The sequence below is a fragment of the Solwaraspora sp. WMMD791 genome (genome assembly GCF_029581195.1).
Classification (GTDB): domain Bacteria; phylum Actinomycetota; class Actinomycetes; order Mycobacteriales; family Micromonosporaceae; genus Micromonospora_E.
Genome location: NZ_CP120737.1, coordinates 3,544,373 through 3,560,345, shown reverse-complemented (window position 1 = coordinate 3,560,345; position 15,973 = coordinate 3,544,373). Strand labels below are relative to the sequence as shown.

At 70.2% G+C, this 15,973-nt stretch carries 16 protein-coding genes, 1 tRNA gene, 1 other RNA gene and 1 pseudogene; 12 read left to right on the top strand and 7 right to left on the bottom strand.

Annotated features, from left to right (window positions below):
* The first annotated feature begins 36 nt into the window (after nt 1-36).
* The 5 genes from smpB (at nt 37) to O7623_RS15675 (ending at nt 3,127) form a co-directional block, all read left to right on the top strand.
* Nucleotides 37-513 (top strand): SsrA-binding protein SmpB, encoded by a 477-nt coding sequence (gene smpB, locus O7623_RS15695; RefSeq protein WP_282223794.1) that lies wholly within the window; start codon nt 37-39, stop codon nt 511-513.
* A 35-nt stretch (nt 514-548) separates the two neighbouring features.
* Nucleotides 549-1,229 carry a cellulose binding domain-containing protein gene (locus tag O7623_RS15690; protein ID WP_282223793.1) on the top strand — a complete coding sequence of 227 codons (681 nt, stop codon included), beginning with the start codon at nt 549-551 and terminating at the stop codon, nt 1,227-1,229.
* A 128-nt stretch (nt 1,230-1,357) separates the two neighbouring features.
* Nucleotides 1,358-1,731, top strand: a transfer-messenger RNA (tmRNA) gene (ssrA, locus tag O7623_RS15685).
* A gap of 109 nt (nt 1,732-1,840) precedes the next feature.
* A complete protein-coding gene (locus O7623_RS15680) occupies nt 1,841-2,821 on the top strand; it encodes a hypothetical protein (protein WP_282223792.1) in 981 nt (326 codons plus the stop codon).
* Nucleotides 2,822-2,869: 48 nt separating this feature from the next.
* Nucleotides 2,870-3,127: a hypothetical protein gene (locus O7623_RS15675; protein WP_282223791.1), complete on the top strand. Its 258-nt coding sequence runs from the start codon at nt 2,870-2,872 to the stop codon at nt 3,125-3,127.
* On the opposite strand, the gene O7623_RS15670 is transcribed toward O7623_RS15675, so the two are convergent.
* Nucleotides 3,089-3,892: an S-methyl-5'-thioadenosine phosphorylase gene (locus O7623_RS15670; protein ID WP_282223790.1), complete on the bottom strand. Its 804-nt coding sequence runs from the start codon at nt 3,890-3,892 to the stop codon at nt 3,089-3,091. The two genes, O7623_RS15675 and O7623_RS15670, sit on opposite strands and share 39 nt — an antisense overlap.
* A gap of 361 nt (nt 3,893-4,253) precedes the next feature.
* Between O7623_RS15670 and O7623_RS15665 the strand changes: the two genes are divergently transcribed.
* The 5 genes from O7623_RS15665 (at nt 4,254) to O7623_RS15645 (ending at nt 7,043) form a co-directional block, all read left to right on the top strand.
* Nucleotides 4,254-4,808, top strand: coding sequence for a YqgE/AlgH family protein (locus tag O7623_RS15665; RefSeq protein ID WP_282223789.1), 555 nt, complete (start codon nt 4,254-4,256; stop codon nt 4,806-4,808).
* A gap of 72 nt (nt 4,809-4,880) precedes the next feature.
* A tRNA-Ala gene (locus O7623_RS15660) sits at nt 4,881-4,953 on the top strand.
* Between the two features lie 222 nt (nt 4,954-5,175).
* The gene (locus O7623_RS15655) at nt 5,176-5,769 is read left to right on the top strand and encodes a YetF domain-containing protein (protein WP_282223788.1); all 594 of its coding nucleotides are present in this window, start codon (nt 5,176-5,178) and stop codon (nt 5,767-5,769) included.
* 564 nt (nt 5,770-6,333) lie between these two features.
* Nucleotides 6,334-6,561, top strand: a complete 228-nt coding sequence (locus tag O7623_RS15650; RefSeq protein WP_282223787.1) for a hypothetical protein — start codon at nt 6,334-6,336, stop codon at nt 6,559-6,561.
* Between the two features lie 35 nt (nt 6,562-6,596).
* Nucleotides 6,597-7,043, top strand: a complete 447-nt coding sequence (locus O7623_RS15645; RefSeq protein WP_282223786.1) for a DUF305 domain-containing protein — start codon at nt 6,597-6,599, stop codon at nt 7,041-7,043.
* A gap of 91 nt (nt 7,044-7,134) precedes the next feature.
* Here O7623_RS15645 and O7623_RS15640 read toward each other — a convergent pair whose 3' ends face one another.
* From O7623_RS15640 to O7623_RS15625, 4 genes and pseudogenes are all read right to left on the bottom strand, one after another.
* Complete coding sequence (locus tag O7623_RS15640; RefSeq protein ID WP_282223785.1) at nt 7,135-7,926, bottom strand: AraC family transcriptional regulator; 792 nt, start codon at nt 7,924-7,926, stop codon at nt 7,135-7,137.
* A gap of 936 nt (nt 7,927-8,862) precedes the next feature.
* Nucleotides 8,863-9,083, bottom strand: a pseudogene (locus tag O7623_RS15635) (glyoxalase); the annotation flags it as partial.
* A gap of 28 nt (nt 9,084-9,111) precedes the next feature.
* Complete coding sequence (locus O7623_RS15630; RefSeq protein WP_282223784.1) at nt 9,112-9,480, bottom strand: metalloregulator ArsR/SmtB family transcription factor; 369 nt, start codon at nt 9,478-9,480, stop codon at nt 9,112-9,114.
* A gap of 202 nt (nt 9,481-9,682) precedes the next feature.
* On the bottom strand, nt 9,683-10,966 hold the full coding sequence (locus O7623_RS15625; protein ID WP_282223783.1) for a glycosyltransferase: 1,284 nt from the start codon (nt 10,964-10,966) through the stop codon (nt 9,683-9,685).
* Nucleotides 10,967-11,064: 98 nt separating this feature from the next.
* Here O7623_RS15625 and O7623_RS15620 point away from each other — a divergent pair, with 98 nt between their 5' ends.
* On the top strand, nt 11,065-11,448 hold the full coding sequence (locus tag O7623_RS15620; RefSeq protein ID WP_282223782.1) for a hypothetical protein: 384 nt from the start codon (nt 11,065-11,067) through the stop codon (nt 11,446-11,448).
* A 37-nt stretch (nt 11,449-11,485) separates the two neighbouring features.
* Nucleotides 11,486-12,031, top strand: coding sequence for a hypothetical protein (locus O7623_RS15615; protein ID WP_282223781.1), 546 nt, complete (start codon nt 11,486-11,488; stop codon nt 12,029-12,031).
* Here O7623_RS15615 and O7623_RS15610 read toward each other — a convergent pair.
* The gene (locus O7623_RS15610) at nt 12,012-14,066 is read right to left on the bottom strand and encodes an Hsp70 family protein (RefSeq protein ID WP_282223780.1); all 2,055 of its coding nucleotides are present in this window, start codon (nt 14,064-14,066) and stop codon (nt 12,012-12,014) included. The two genes, O7623_RS15615 and O7623_RS15610, sit on opposite strands and share 20 nt — an antisense overlap.
* 8 nt (nt 14,067-14,074) lie before the next feature.
* Nucleotides 14,075-15,973 carry a dynamin family protein gene (locus tag O7623_RS15605; protein ID WP_282223779.1) on the bottom strand — a complete coding sequence of 633 codons (1,899 nt, stop codon included), beginning with the start codon at nt 15,971-15,973 and terminating at the stop codon, nt 14,075-14,077.

The window sequence follows — 15,973 nt, the reverse complement described above, 5'->3', positions numbered from 1 at the left end:
GCGGGTGCGGTCCGGCCAGTCGGGAGGGGCAGCGCGATGCCGCGGGAGAAGGGGCGCAAGGTCGTCGCCTCCAATCGCAAGGCCCGGCACGACTACGCCATCACCGACGTGTACGAGGCCGGCATGGCCCTGACCGGCACGGAGGTCAAGTCACTGCGGGCCGGGCGGGCGTCGCTGGTGGACGCCTTCGCCCAGGAACGGCAGGGCGAGATCTACCTGTACGGCATGCACATCCCCGAGTACGACCAGGGCACCTGGACCAACCACGAACCTCGGCGGACCCGCAAGCTGCTGCTGCACCGCACCGAGATCGACCGGCTGCTCGGCAAGCTCCGCGAGGGCGGCCTGACCCTGGTCCCGTTGCAGGTCTACTTCTCCGACGGCTGGGCCAAGGTGGAGCTGGCGCTGGCCCGGGGCAAGAAGTCGTACGACAAACGACAGGACCTGGCCAAGCGGGACGCCGACCGGGAGATCCAGCGGGCCGTCGGCCGGCGGGGCAAGGGGATGGACTGACATGCCGGCGGGTGCCCTGACCACTGGAGGCACCGATGCCTAGGCGCGCCCCCGACACCGTGTCGCTGTCACCGATCCGCTCCGGCTGGGCGGTCGGGCTCGGCGTCGTCCTCGCCCTCGTCTTCGGCGGCACCGTCTGGGCGGCGATCGCCCGGGACGATCCGACACCTGTCCAGCTGATCATCGTCCACCCGTCCGCTTCGTTGCCCGGCCCGCCGCCCGTGGCCGAGCACGGTCTCGGTGCCGGCCCGTCAGCCTCCGCGTCGCCGTCGCCCACCGCGCCGTCGCCGTCGGCCACGCCGAGCCTGACCCCGTCGGTGGCGACCGCCTCGCCGACCCCACCGCCCACCGCCGCCACGTCCGCCCCGGCGGCCCGTCCGTCGTCGACACCGCCGTCGGCGGTCGAGGTCACCGCGCGGTACGTGTTGAGCAGCACCTGGGACCAGGGTTTCGTCGCCAACGTCGACGTGGTCAACTCCTCGGCCCGCAGCCAGACCTTCGACGTACGGCTGACCTTCCCCGACACGGTGGCGATCACCGTCACCGGGTTCTGGAACGCCACGCCGTCCGCCGCCGGCAACACCCTCGTCTTTACCGGCGGTCCGGTTGCTCCCGGCGGCACGGTCCGGTTCGGCTTCCAGGCGGAGAAAAACCGGGCATCGCGGGTCGATCCGACCGGATGTACCGTGAACGGGCGGCCGTGCGTCGGCGGCTGACCGACGGCCCGCGCCGAACCGGAATGAAGTCGTCGCCGGGAGGCGTTAGGATTGACGAAGCTGCGGACCACACCGGGCCGCAGGGCGCATCAGATCGTCGGGTGCGCCCAGCCTCGCAGGGCATACCAGGGGGTGACTGGTTTCGACTTCGTACGTTGCGGCAGGGGAAGCGAGCCGAGGAAGCCGACGTCGTCTCGAGAATCGGTCGTCGGAAACCAATAAGCGCCAACTCTAAGCGCGCTGACTTCGCTCTCGCCGCCTGAGGCGGGTAGCGAGTCTGTCGGTCTGGGAGTGCCTTCGGCCCAGTAACCGGCATCAGTAAGAGGGCTGGCCAATCGAACCCGGTCGCGGGGTTCGTGCGGCGAGACAAATCGCGACTGGGCCCGTCACATCGACTCGCTCGCGTGATCGATGGGGCCGAGTAGAGGCACAGCGAGCTGCGCTCGGAGAAGCCCTGGCAAGACGCCGAAGGACCCGGGTTCGATTCCCGGCACCTCCACGGACGACGACTGGCCCTCCGCCACCAGGCGGGGGGCCAGTCGCATGATCAGGCCCAGGCGGGACCGCCTGGTGCCGGGAACCGGTGCCCGTCGGGGTGCGTCTGACCCGACATGCGCCGTTTCATTGCCCTGCTGGGCGTACCGCTGCTGTTCATCGCCGCCTGCGCACGCCCTGACGCCACCGGACCCGGCGGGCCCGGCGGGCCCGGCGGCGCGGCGGACCAGCGTCGGGAGGTATTCGAGCGCCGCGCCGACGTGGTCGCCGAGGCCTGGCGGACGGCTGCCGGCCGACCGCAGTGGCAGGCGGGCTATGCGCCGCTGCAGAGCCTCACCGTGCTTCCCGCCGACCCCGGTTTCACCCCCGAGACCGAGCAGGCGTTCCTCGCCGGCTGGTTTCGCAGCGCGGTGCCGGTGCCGGGCGATCGGCCGGCCGACGGCACGGTCACCTTTCCCGACGGGACGCTGACCGTACCCATGATCAGCGCCGCAGACGCGTACGCCGCCATCGACCAGGGCGACCCACCGCCGTGCCCGACGGACGACCCGGCGCGTCCCGGCCCCGACCCGACCGGGTCGATCAGCGGTGGCCCGGACACCAGTGTCACGGACTCCCTGCCGATGACCGGTTGCGAAGGACTCACCGTCACCGGGGTCACCCTCGGCACCGTCGAGCTGCTGACCAGCCGGGGCACCGCGCAGGTGCCGGCCTGGCTGTTCGAGGTCGCCGAGCTCGACACGGCGGTGGCCCGGGTCGCCGTCGACGACAGTGTCAGTATTCCGACACCCAGCCCGCAGGTCGCGGCACCGGACGGACTGGCCGACTTCGTCGTCGCCCAGGACCTCACCGGAGTCGACGGCAGCGATCTCGGGTTCCGCCTCGGCGTCGGTGCCTGCGACAGCGAGATCACCCCGTTCGTTCAGGAGTACACCGACGCGGTCGTGGTATCCGGCGGCGTGGTGCGCAGCGGTGACGCCTGCACCGACCAGCTGTTGCTGCATCCCGTCACGGTGACCCTCGACGAGCCGCTCGGCGCCCGTACGGTGCTCGACGCGCTCACCGGCGCGCCGTTGCACGTCGTCACGGCCGGCTGAGCCATGCCTCAGCCGTATGGCCCGGGTCAGGAGCCGGGCGACGACTCCGTGGCGGTGCTGCACCGGTTGCCCGTCGACGACGATTCGGCCGGCACCAGCTGGCGTCTCGCCGTTGGCGAGGCCGTCGTCGTCGCCGGGGACGCCGCGACCGCGAACCGGATCAGGATGTGCCTCGACGCGGCCGGCATCACCGCGGCAACCGTACTGGTGACTGCGGCTGCCACCGCGCCGCTGTCGTCCGCGCCGCCGTCTTCCGCGCCGCTGTCGTCAGGGCAGTTCGAACGGCAGGGAGATCCCGTCGAGTGACCGGGGGCAATCGCAGTCGCGGTCGCTCGGCCACTGCGCCAGGGCGGCCAGCAACAGACCGCGCAACCGGTCGGTGTTCTCGCCGAACACCCGGAACACCTCGTCCTGGGTCACCGCGTGCCCGCTGTCGACTCCCGCGTCCAGATCGGTCACCAGCGCGATCGAGGTGTAACAGAGGGCCAGCTCGCGGGCCAGGACCGCCTCGGGATGGCCGGTCATGTTCACCAGGGTGCCGCCGATCGCGGTGAACCAGCGAGACTCCGCCCGAGTGGAGAAGCGCGGCCCTTCGACGACCACGACCGTACCGCCGTCGCGCGGTGCCAGGCCTTGTTCGGTGCCGACCCGCAGCAGCACCGACCGGCCAGTCGGGCAGTACGGGTCGGCGAAGCTGACGTGCACCGCCCCCCGGTCGTAGTAGGTCTGGGCCCGCCCGGTGGTGCGGTCGATCAGCTGGTCGGGCACCACGAACGTCCCTGGGCCGTGATCGGGCCGCAGCCCGCCGACCGCACACGGGGCCAGCACCTGACGCACCCCGAGCGAGCGCAACGCCCACATGTTCGCCCGGTACGGGATCAGGTGCGGCGGATACTGGTGTGCCCGGCCGTGCCGGGGCAGGAACGCGACCCGGCGTCCACCGACGTCGGCGACGGTGATCACGTCGGACGGTTCGCCGTACGGGGTGTCCACCCGGTGCTCCGTCGCGTTGTCCAGCAACGCGTACAGCCCCGAACCGCCGACGACCGCCAGTTCCGCCTGTGCCTGCACCTGGTCCCTCCCCGGGTCGGGCGGGGTGACCGGAAACACCGATGGCACGCCCGCGCGGTTAGACCTTAACCGGGTGCTGCCGAGCAAGCTATGGTGCCAGGCATGGCGTTCACGGTACCGAAGACGGCCTCGGGCCGCGCGGGTCCGTGGGCAGATCGGCCGGCGCGACCCGTACGCGCTCCGGCGGGTCACAGCGGCGCGGTACGCGCGCATCCACTGGGTCACGGCGGCGCGGTACGCGCGCCTGCGGTAGGTCACGGCGGCGCGGTACGCGCGCCTGCGGTAGGTCACAGCGGCGCGGTACGCGCGCCTACAGGAGGTCGAGGTGCACGGTGAGGGTCAGCGGATCGGAGGACGGTCGATGGCGTCGATGACCGGCCAACTGCTGGTCGCGACCCCCACGCTCAAAGACCCCAACTTCGACCGTACGGTGGTCCTGCTGGTCGCCCACGAGGTCGCCGGTGCGCTCGGCGTGGTGCTCAACCGGGCCACCGAGGTCCCGGTAGCGGAGGTGCTGGGTGGTTGGGCCGGCCTGGCCCGGGAGCCCTCGGTGCTGTTCGAAGGCGGTCCGGTGCAGCCGGAGTCGGCGATCTGCCTGGCCCGGACCCGCACCCAGACCGGCCGGGTGAAGGGCTTCCACCGGATCGCCGGGCCGCTGGGCACGGTGGATCTGTCCACCGATCCTGGCCCGCTCGCCGAGTCCGTCTCCGGCATCCGGGTCTTCGCCGGCTACTCGGGCTGGTCGGCGGGCCAGCTCGAGGAGGAGATCAACGCCGGCTCGTGGTTCGTGCTGGACGGCCTGCCGGATGATCCGTTCATGACCCGCCCGGAGGACCTGTGGCCGATGGTGCTGCGCCGGCAGGGCGGCATGATGTCGGCGGTGGCGCACTTCCCGGCGGACGTCTCGTCGAACTGACCCCCGCGAGATGACCCTGTGCAGGAGCATGTGTAATATTGCCGAGTGCCCGGGAGACCCCGGGCCGACCAGGGGGCCGTGGCGCAGCTGGTAGCGCACCACACTGGCAGTGTGGGGGTCAGGGGTTCGAGTCCCCTCGGCTCCACCCGTGTTCGTGCAGTTCCATCGGTGTCAGCCATAGGCTGGCACCGATTTCTAATCCAAGGTTTCTGCGGCCGAATCCAAGGCGACCGCGACCGCGACCGCGGCCGCGGTCGCCTTGGGCAGGGAGACACACCTCCACGGTGACCTTGCCGGCCGGGCCGGGTGGCGGACAGCGGGCTCGCGGGCGGCTTTTGCGGATCCTGTCTCGGGGTACGTCCTCGTAATGGTGCTGAACGACCCTGCCGACCTGGTGCGCCTGCTCGTGATCGCGGCGATCGTCTATCCGGCGCTGGTGATGATCCTGCGGGTGTCCGGAAAGCGGACCTTGTCCAAGCTGAACGCCTTCGACTTCGTCGTCACGGTGGCGTTGGGTTCGACGCTGGCGACGATCATGCTGTCACGGGACGTATCGCTGACGGAGGGAATCCTCGCGCTGGCCCTGCTGGTGGCGTTGCAGTACGCGGTCGCCCTGCTCGCCGTGCGCTGGCCGCCGTCGCAGAAACTGCTTAAGGCCCGGCCGACCATGCTGCTGCGAGATGGTCAGCTGCGGAGTCAGACCCTGCGGTCCGCCCGGGTTGCCGAGAGTGAGATCCGGCAGGCCGCCCGGAGTCAGGGCGCCGGGGACCTCCATGACCTCGCGGCCGTGGTGCTGGAGACGGATGGCAGCCTCAGCGTCATCAGCCGCAGTCAGCTCGGTGACGGCAGCACTCTCGCCGACGTCCGCGACGAGGGCGGTGGCCGGCCGGTCAAAAATGCCGACGAGGCAGGGCGACCGCACCGGACAGCACGGACCGCGTGGTCGCTTCGACAGAGATGACGCCGGCAACGTTGAGGAAGGCGGAGACGAAGATCAGGTTGAAGAACAGCTCCAGCCGGGTGACACGGGAACCGGGCATGACCGGCCGGAGCCAACGCGACCGACGCAACGGCGGTGGAGCACTCATCGGACCATTCTTGCTAATTGTAAGTATTAACTCAGGTTTATCCGCTATTGTGAAGTTCAGCGCGCCGACCAGGCGGTACGCGACCACCCTCCCCGCCGGGAGGCTGGCGACCAGTAGCGGCGGCTGTCCTCGTGCTTGGCCATCTGGGACAGTCCGCGCCCTTGCCGACCTTGCGCGGCGTCTCATGGAGCTGTTCCTCGGTCATCCTGATCCACGCGCGAACGGGTGAGACCCTGCCCAGGGAGCCCACGCCAACGCCAGCAGGGGGCACCACGACGACATCGCCGGGCGGGTCGGCGTCGACCAGCCGGAGCACCTCGATGACGACGAGGTGCGGGCGATCGAGAAGGTCGACGCCCCGGGACGTTTTCCCTGACATCGCTGCGGTTACCTCTGGAAGGACGAGGAACGACTACCGACCGTTGAGGGGGCCCGTCATGGCTCGACCCAGGACCGTCATCGTCAAAGTGAAGATGACCGCCCAGCACGCCGTCCGGCGGGGCCGGCTCGCCGGGGCCAACATCGCCGCCTCCTACGGGGCCGCCCACCTTGCCACCGACTGGATCTTCACTGCCGTCGGCTTTCGACCCAGCGTCCAACTCGGCCTCGTGCCCGGCACCGCAGTGCCACTCGACACCGCCGCACCTGAACTGATTCGTCGTTGAACGAACGTGTTGACCGATGACGCAACGGAGGACAGATGAAACAGAACTACATCCGGTTTGGCCTGGTCCTGCTGATCAGCTTGGCAGTCATGTTCGTCCTCACCCTGTCGCAGATCCGTAGGTGGTCGGACTTCTACCTGAACCTGAGCAACTTCTACATGTCGGTCATCATGGTGGCGGTCATGGGCGTGATCATGATGGGCGTCATGCACCAGATGTTCACCGACCGGCGGCTCAACATCGCCCTCTACGCCGTACTGGGGGCCCTCTTCGTCGGCGGGTTCGCGGCGGTGCGCACCGAGCCGTTCGTGGGTAACGAGGACTTTCTCAAGTCCATGATCCCCCACCACTCCCGGGCCGTCCTCGTCTGCCAGGAGTCGAACATCACCGACCCGGAGATCGTGCAACTCTGCGACCAGATCGTGGAGTCCCAGGAGGAGGAGATCGCCCAGATGAAGAGGATCCTCGACGACCGGTACTGAACAGGCCTTCTCCCTGGCGCATCACCCAGCGGCCCGCCCACCGACCGTGCGGTGCCAGACATGGAGCCGTCGACCAGTGCCCCAGAACCGCCTATGCGGCGAGTGGGACCTGGGACATGTCCGCTGGCGCTGCGGACTGGTGTCCACTGGCCGGCGGCGCGGGCTCAGGCAGCGCCACGAGCAGCGGCGGGTCCAGCTTTCGGGCGGGCTCCAGGTGCAGTTTGACGTCGACGAGGTTGCCGTCACGGATCCGCAGTGGTCCCTGGTGGCCGACGAACCGTGCCGGCCCGTCGACGGCCCGGCTGGCAGGTGTCCGGCCGAGGCCGTTGCACAGCAGGTACCAGTCACCGTCGGGCACCCTGTCGAGCAGGAACCCGCCTGAGCCCTGCTCGATCGTGCACCGTACCGGCAGTCCCTCCGGGATCCGGCTGCGGAACAGGCCGACGAAGACCGTGTCGAGATAGACAGCGGAGTCGACCGAGATCGATCCTGACACCATTCCCGCCGCTCGGTCGGTCTCCACCACCGGGTTGGCCTGCAGGGAACGGATGACTCCGCCGCAGCGACGGTACGCGGTCGGCGGCATGCCGACGCTGCGGGTGAAGCGGGAGCTGAACGTACCGATGCTGTTGTAGCCGACGCGGACACTGATGTCCGCGACGTTCATCGAGGTGGACAGCAGCAGGGCCTTCGCGTGCTGGACGCGTAGCGCGGAGAGGAAACGCCCGGGAGTCACGCCGGTCACCCGCTGAAAGACCCGGGTGAAGTGGAACTTGCTGAACATCGCCGCGCGAGCCAGATCGTCCACTGTCAGCTCTTCGCCCAGGTTCTCCTGCATCTTCTCGATTGCTCGCTCGACGGCGGCCTCGAAGTAGCTGCCCATTGATTCTCCCCCTAGTCATTAGGCTGATACGGTGCCGTTCGCCGATATGGGCGGAGCCTCGACGTGAGATGTCCGGACAACCTTTCGGGCTCCAGTCAGATATGGAGCGGGAAGGTGTCCCGATGGTTTGGAAGGCGAGCCGACCCGTTGGTGTGCCTTCGTGTCGGCCCGGCCTCTGTTCCTTCCGAAACTGCATTTGTTGCCGGCTACCTGCTGAATTGGTTACCTATCAAAATCCGTGTTCGAAATGTTGCACGTCAAGGGTCACGTCGGCGGTCGTGGCGGCGTTTGCTGATGGGGCGAACGCTGCGGGCCGCAGTCGTGTCCGATGCGTTTGGAAGCGTCCGATCGGGGTCGGGCGCCCTGCTGGAGCCGTGTCGGTGCGGTCGGGGAACCGCTCCGGCTCGATTCGGAATGCCGATCCCGAACCATGAACAGCATCGCCGACGTCCCGATTCCTTGTCTTCTTCCCGTGTGCTCGGTCGCGGTTACCGTGCGCTACCCAGTGTGCGGCAATTGTCGAAATTCTGCATGTCGCGAGCTGTCGGAGGGCGCGGGCGGGTGCCCTGCTGAAGCGCGGCCAAGGCCCTGCATGAGGGGTCGTTGTCGGCGCGAGCTGGGCGGCTTCCTGGGATCTTCGTCGGAATCACGGGACGCCACCCGTTGTCGTACGGGCCAGGGTGCCGTTCGCCCGGAATGTGCCGCGAGGCGCAACCTGCGCCCGGCGCACATAGACCATAACCGAAGGGTGATGGAACGCTCGGCCGGCTACGCGGTGGGGGTCGGGAAGTGGCCTGATTCGGCGGCGGAGAACTGTGGCAGTCCGCTCGGCCGCCGCCTTGGCACGCGGAGAGAAGACAGGTGGGCTATTGTCTGGGCATACTCAGGTCCCCGCCCGCGTTCCGGCCGCCGGAACCAACATCGTCAACAGGAGTAGCCGACCAGCTGAATGGTCAAACTGACGTCGCCTCCGCGTCCGACGAGGAACTCCCTGGCCTTGCGGATGTCCGCCACCACCAGTTGGAGGCCCTTGAGTGAGCCGGGCTGCATCGGGCTCGTACCCTTGCCGATGACCACCGAGCAGCCCGACCTGGCGGGGTCAGCTGGACGGGACCGTACCCGCCGCCACGGGCATCGTGGTCCAGGTCGAAGCCCAGCTTCTCGGAGTGGAACTGCCTCCGGTCGCTATTGGTCGGTGGCGTTGTCGTCGGCCTGCAGTGTGTCGAGGAGTCGTTCGAACTGGTCGTAGCTCTCCGCCCAGCAACTGCGGTACGGCTCCAGCCAGTCGACCACCATCCGCAGCTGCTGCCCTTCCAGGTGGCAGGGGCGGCGCTGCGCCTCGCGGCGGCGGGAGATCAGCCCGGCGCGCTCCAGGACCTTGAGATGCTTGGAGATCGCGGGTTGACTCATCGCGAACGGACTCGCGAGCTCCGAGACGGTCGCGTCGCCGATCGCCAGTCGGGCGAGAATGGCCCGGCGCGTCGGGTCCGCCAACGCCGCGAACGTCGCGTCGAGACGGTCAGCCTGGCCGGCCATATAACCAGTGACTTTCATAACTAGTAGGTTCTTACTGGTTGGTCAGGTGAGTGTCAAGCTGGTCAGCCACCTGCGGCCGACCTGACCGACGCGGCGGTGCTGGTCGACGGCTTGGTACTGGCCGGTGTGCCCGGCCAGTCCACGGGCGAGGCACGCGGTGGGCCCGTACCCGGGACCGCCGGACCCTCGCAGGTCGCCGCGGCGGTCTGCTGCCCGGGCGTCAGGTCCGACGGCGGACCCGGACCACCCAGGCGTGCTCCCCGTCGTGGACGACGTCGGTCTCGGCGTGTCCGCTCAGCATGTCGCAGAGATAGTCGGGGCAGTCGATCAGACCGACGTCCGCGCCGCCGGGCACCTCCCGGGACGCGCCCAGGTACATGATCCGAGCCACCCGGAGGCCGTCGACGATCATCTTCGACAGGTGCTCCGGCGACGCGATCCGCCACACGTCGAAGTTGAGCAGGTCAGCGAACCGGTGATCGGGAAATGGCAGCCGGATTCCGATAAGGGTCGGTGCCGCGTCGGGTGCCGGTCGATGCTCCAGCACGTCCGAACCGTCGGTCGCCGGCATCCGGTCGGCCACCCCGATACCGATACCCAGCCGTCCGGGCGCGAGCGGTTGGGGCAACGCGTCGAGTGTCTCGCCGAGGCTGACCTGGTTGGCGACGCCGTGCAGGGTCTGCAGCCGGGTGAGGTAGACCGGAAGCGCCGCGTTGACTCCCATCGGGCCCTCCTCGTACAGCTCCACCTCGAGCGTGCGGTGCTTGCCCACCAGGTACGGGAGCATCTGGTTGGCCTCGGCCCAGTTCGTTGCGTTGTGCCGGAAGTGCGGAAGGTGGTGGCACCGCGCCACCGGGTCGAAGTGGAAGTAGCCGGGTCGTCGCCCGGAGGCCACGAACAGCCGGTAGGCGAATTCGATGTCCTCGTGGCCCCATCTGACGAAGCGCTCGTCGAATCCGCCGATCTGGTGGAAGTGCCGCGCCGGTACCGACATGTTGTGGCTGTAGGCGAAGGTCCAGGGTGCCGGCCCGTCGCTGAACGTGGTCGGATCGAGACCCCACCGGTACCGCAGGTCCGTGTGATAGGCGGCGACGGTCGGCGGTCCGCCGACGGGCCTGCCGGCCACCGCCCGCCAGTCGTGTTCGACCCGGACACCCAGCAGCACGTCGTTCGGCCGGCTCCGGTGGAAGCGGGCGTGACCGGCCACCAGACCCTCCTCGGCCATGGAATCGGCGTCGAGCAGGACGATCCGTTCGCCGGTCGCCGCCGCCGCGCCGTGGTTGCGCGCGGCCGCCCGACCCCGGTTGACCGGCTGGCGGACGAGTCGGACGTCGAGCCGGTCACGGTAGGCGGCGACCAGGTGGTCGACGTCGTCCCGGGAGTCGTCGTCGACCACTACGACCTCGAAGCGGCCGGCGTCCGGGTGCTGATCGGCCAGTGACCGCAGGGTCAGCTCCAGGCATCGGCGCTGCCGGAAGTACGGGACGACGATGCTGAGTACCACGGTGGCAGACCTCCGGCGCGGCGTGCGGCAAGCTCCTCTGGCCGCTGTGGACAGAGGGCGGCTTCTGTGGCGACCGCCGGGGCACAGCATAGACGCGGGTGGACGACTCGTCACCGTGCCCGACGGGCTCGACGAGCCGGCCCGTCGGGCCCTGCTCGCCACCCGTCCAGCTCGAACACGAGATCCTGACCCATCCCGACGTGGTCGAGGCCGCCATGATCGGCATCACCGACGACCGGTGGGGCGAACGCCCGCTCGCCTGCGTGGTCACCGTACCCGGATCCGGACTGGACGTCGCCGCGTTGCGGGCCCACCTGGCCGGCCGGATCGCCTCCTGGTGGATTCCCGACCAGGTCTGGGTGCTGCCCGAGATCCCCCGGGTGCCGACCGGAAAGATCTCCAAAGTGGCCCTTCGGGGGCGGTACGCCGACCGCGCCCGGCCACCGGGGCCGTGCCCCGGTGAGCCCGACCGCCTCGGATGATGCGGTCCGGCGAGCCGCGCCGTGCTCCCATGAAATCATGTCGATCGAAGACGCCGGACCCGACCACCGCCGCGACGACGACCTCACGCTCAAAGAGGAGCTCGATGTCGCCTGCGCGATCACCGCGTCGTTCCAGGCGAGCATCCAGCACGCCGACACCAAGGGGAGCATGCTCGCCGTTCTGGTGTCCGGCGTCGTCACGTTGCTCGTCACCCAGGCCGGACCGCTGCGCGCCACGCTCAGCGGAGCCGGACCCACCGCCGCCGTGCTCGTCGTCGTCCTGACCGTGCTGGTGGCCGCGTTGGCGGCGACCGGGCTGCACCTGGCCGCCGCGCTGCGCCCCCGGATCACGCCGCCCGGCCCGACCAACCGGTTCGCCTTTCCCGCGATGGCCGGCACCGATCCGCCGCGTGACGGCGGCCCGGGCCCAGGGGACCTGCGGGCCGAGGCGTGGGCGCTCAACCGGCTGCTGGCCGAGATCGCGCTGACCAAGCACCGCCACATCGCCGCCGCGATCCGTGGCACGGTCCTGCTGGTCGTCGCCGGCCTGGCCAGCCTGGTCCTCAGCGCCGGCGCTGGCTGACCTCGCCGGCGTGGGCTGACCTCGTCGGTTCGGGCAGCGCGGTGAACAACACCGTGCCGTCCTGACCCGCCGAGGCCAGCCGGCCGCCGCCGGGTGAGAACGCCACGCCACTGACCCGTCCGCTGTGCACGGTCGTGGTCAGCAGCTCCCCGGTGGCCGACCAGATCCGGGCCGTACCGTCGTCGCTGCCGGTCGCCACGAACCTGCCGTCGCGACTGAACGCGACGCTGCGTACCCCGTCGTCGTGGCGCAACTCGTGCAGCAGCGCGCCGGTGTCGACCGACCAGAGCCGGCACCGGCCGTCGTAGCTCGCGGCGGCGAGGCGCCGGCCGTCGGCGTCGAACGCGAGCGCGTTCACCCAGTCGTCGTGCGGCAGCTCCCGGACGGTACGCAGAGTGAGCAGGTCCCAGACCCGGACCAGCCGGTCGGCGCAACCGGTGGCGAGCAGCCGACCGTCCGGGCTGACCGCGATGGCCCGGACGAAGTGCGGGTGGGGCAGCTCGAACAGTCGGCGTCCGGTGATCGCGTCCGACACCCGGGCGGTACGGTCGTAGCTCGCCGTGGCCAGTCGTCGCCCGTCGGGGCTGAACGCGACCGCACTGACCCAGTCGGCGTGGTCGACGACCACCAGACGCTCCCGGCGGACCGCGTTCCACACCCGGGCGGTGCCGTCGAGACCGCCGCTGGCCATCAGCTCGCCGGTGGGGGAGAAGGCCACCGCGGTGACGACCGGCGGGTACGCCGTACCGACCAGCAGGGGCGGCATGCCGCTGCCGGTCGTCCGCCATTCGTGGCCGGTCGAGGTGAGGTCCTGCACCCGTATGTCGGCGACCGAGCCGAGCGCGATCCGGCTGCCGGTCGGGGCGAACGACACGGCGCTGATCCGCTCACCGGTGATGAGCCGTTGCGGGATCGCCCCGTCGCTGGCCCGGTCACCGGCCGGCCAGGCGTGGTGTGCCGGCATCCGGGCCAGGGCGACCGCGCCGCGCACCACGGCCAGGTCCGGTCGGTCCAGCCGCAGCACGATCCGGCCTGACCGGCGGCTCAGCAGCCGGCCCACCAGCGGGATCCGGCTGGAGCCGCCGACCGGAACGATCCGGTCGATCTCCGCCCAGCTCAGACCCATGTCGTTGAGCATGCTCTCGGCGGTGTCGAGCGCGCGGGTCAGGTAGGGGCCGAGCAACCCGTCCAACGCGGCGCGGGTCAGCTCGAACTCCTGTGGAACGTCCAGCTCGGACAGGAACTCGTGGGCCGACGGCGCACAGGAGAGAGCGATCTTCATCCGTTCGGCGTCCGCACGCAGCAACTCCCGGCGGCGCAGCAGGTCGGCGTCGCCGGCCGGACCCCGGAGGAAGGCGGTCGCCTCGGGGAACTCGTCGGCGATGTACCGGACGATCCGCCGGTCGAACCACCGTCCACCGACGTCCGACAGGTGCCCCGACGCGCCGAGCACCTCGAACCGGCGGCCCGGCGTCGACCGGGCGACCGTACAGTCGAAGGTGCCGCCGCCCACGTCGAAGATCAACGCGGCCATCGGCGCGCCGGTGGTGCCGGCGAAGACCTCGGCCGCCGCGGCGACCGGTTCGAAGACGATCCGTACGGTGTCCGGGTCGAACCCTGCCCGCGCGGCCGCCGCCAGCATCCGGTCCCGCCTGCCCTGCTCCCACGCCGCCGGCACGGTGATCACCACCGTCTCCGGATCCCCCGGGACCTGGGCGCGGGCCAGGCGCCGCAGGAATCCCAGCACCTCGGCGGCCAGCTGTTCGGCGGTGAACGCCCGGCCGCCGATCATGAACGGGACGTCGCTGCCGACGTCCGCCTTGAAGTCGCTGCGGAAGTGGCTCGGTCGCGAGCCTTTCGCCCGTTCCGCGGCGGTGCCGACCACGATGTCGCCGGCGGCGGTCAGGAAGACCGAGGTGGGAACGCTCTCCTGCTGGCCGTACTCGCCCCGGGGATCCCGGCAGATCACGGTGGTGCCGTCGGCCCGGCCGACCGCGATGGCCGACGTGCAGGTGCCGAAGTCGATGCCGTACACCAGCCCCATCAGACGCCCGACCGATCGCCGGCCTGGTCGCCGAGGGCGTCGAGCTGCTCCCGGAGGGCGTCCTGCTGCTCGATCAGCCGGCCGTAGAGGTCGAGGATCTCCTCCAGCGCGGCGATGCGCGCCGCCCGTTCCTGCTGATTGTCCTGCAACGCGGCGGTCAGCGACTTCGCCCGCTCCTGCAGCATCTCCCGCCGGGTCTGCCGGTGCGCCCGGCGGGCCTGCTCCAGACCCATCGCCAGATCCCGGCCAAGGGCACCGACACTGCGCTCGGCGGCGCGGCGGGCCGAGTCGAGCCGGGGCAGTACGTAGTCGCGCAGCTGGGCCACGGTGTCCCGGCGTTCGGCGAGCGCCTCCTGCCGTTCGTTCTCCTTCTTGCCGGCGAAGAAGCCACCGATCTTGCCCACCAGCGCGCCGGCGGCGGCACCCAGGGCGGTGCCGACCACCGGGATGAACGAACCGGCGATCGCGCCGATCGCCGCGCCGGCGCCGCCGCCGATGACGACACCGCTGAACCGGGTACGCAGCCGGCTGAACGCGCTCCGTTCGGTCAGGGTCCGGATCGTCAACTCGTCGGTGGCACCACGCGGACCACCGGGCAGGTCGTCGGCGGCGGCCGTGAACGCGTTGCCGAGCCCGTACTGCACCGCCACCGCGACGGCGGCGGCCCGCAGTTCGCGCCCGGCCCGGTCGGCGATGTCGACGGTCAGGCTGATGGTCTGCTTCGCCAGCTTGGCCGGTTCGTCGGGCGGCGTCGGCCGGTTGGTGGCGTCCCGGAAGCCGTCACCGAGGGCGTCGAAGTCGTCGGCCAACCGCTCCAGCACCGGCCGGGTCGCCCGGTCGAAGCCGTTGGCGAGCTCGGCCGCCTCGGTCGGCAGCGCCTTGTCGAGGTCCGCCAGCTCCTTCCTGATCTCATCGAGTTGACTGCGGATCCCACTCGCGGACGACCCGGCGCGCAGCGCGGCGATCTGGTCGGCCAGCGGTTGCCGCAGCGTCTCGACCAGCTCCAGCCAGGTGTCGAGGACCGCTGCGACCCGGGCCCGCCCGCAGGTCTCCGCCAGGCCGTCCCACAGTTGCCGCTCCAGCAGCGGGAACCCCGACTCGGTGAGCAGCTCCGGATCGTCGTCGTCGGCGGCGTCGTGCTTGCGCGGCGCGGCAACGCCCACCACGGTCAGCTCCTCCACCGGCCGGCCCGCCAGTGTGGCGATCTTCTGGGCGGTCTCAGCGATCGCCTGCGCCGGGTCGACCACCATGTCGATGAAGGTGACCGCGGTGATCACCGTCGGGCAGACCTCGATGGCGTCGGCGAGGAAGTCGAGCTCGTTCGTGCTCAGCCCCTCCTGCGCCGAGGTGACGAAGATCAGCGCATCGGCGGAGAGGATCTCGGCCCGGGTGACCACGCCGTGGGCCGGGTTCATGCTGCCGATCCCGGGGGTGTCCACCAGGATCAGACCCTGCCTGAGCTCCGCCAGCGGCAGGCCGACCTCGATCCGGATCACGTTCTTCTCGTTGAACGGATTGCCCTGCTCGGTGGCGTAGTCACCGATCCGGTCCACCGTGATCTCGACCGGGTCCGGTACGTCGTCCGGTCGGTCCATGGCCGAACCGAAGTGCACCCGGACCAGCTCGGTGGCCGAGTAGGACAACTCGATCACCACGGAGGTGGCGATCTGAACGTCGACCGGGAACAGGCCGGCGCGGTCGACCAGCGCGTTGAGCAGGGTGGACTTGCCCCGCTTGAACTCGCCACAGACCACGACCCGGTACCGCTCCTCGGCGAGCCGGTGCCACGCCTGCTGGGCGGCCTCGTGCAGCGGCGCCGGCGCGCTACGTTCGGTGAGATCGACGACGGTACGGAACTCCGACAGCACTTTCTGGCGCAGCACGGACAACTGGTTCAC

Bases quoted from the DNA above. Each gene is read 5' to 3' on its own strand.
- O7623_RS15645 (WP_282223786.1), top strand. From the start codon at position 6,597: ATGAAACAGAACTACATCCGGTTTGGCCTGGTCCTGCTGATCAGCTTG.
- O7623_RS15640 (WP_282223785.1), bottom strand. From the start codon at position 7,926: ATGGGCAGCTACTTCGAGGCCGCCGTCGAGCGAGCAATCGAGAAGATG.
- O7623_RS15655 (WP_282223788.1), top strand. From the start codon at position 5,176: ATGGTGCTGAACGACCCTGCCGACCTGGTGCGCCTGCTCGTGATCGCG.
- smpB (WP_282223794.1), top strand. From the start codon at position 37: ATGCCGCGGGAGAAGGGGCGCAAGGTCGTCGCCTCCAATCGCAAGGCC.
- O7623_RS15615 (WP_282223781.1), top strand. From the start codon at position 11,486: ATGTCGATCGAAGACGCCGGACCCGACCACCGCCGCGACGACGACCTC.
- O7623_RS15650 (WP_282223787.1), top strand. From the start codon at position 6,334: ATGGCTCGACCCAGGACCGTCATCGTCAAAGTGAAGATGACCGCCCAG.
- O7623_RS15690 (WP_282223793.1), top strand. From the start codon at position 549: ATGCCTAGGCGCGCCCCCGACACCGTGTCGCTGTCACCGATCCGCTCC.
- O7623_RS15680 (WP_282223792.1), top strand. From the start codon at position 1,841: ATGCGCCGTTTCATTGCCCTGCTGGGCGTACCGCTGCTGTTCATCGCC.
- O7623_RS15665 (WP_282223789.1), top strand. From the start codon at position 4,254: ATGGCGTCGATGACCGGCCAACTGCTGGTCGCGACCCCCACGCTCAAA.
- O7623_RS15630 (WP_282223784.1), bottom strand. From the start codon at position 9,480: ATGAAAGTCACTGGTTATATGGCCGGCCAGGCTGACCGTCTCGACGCG.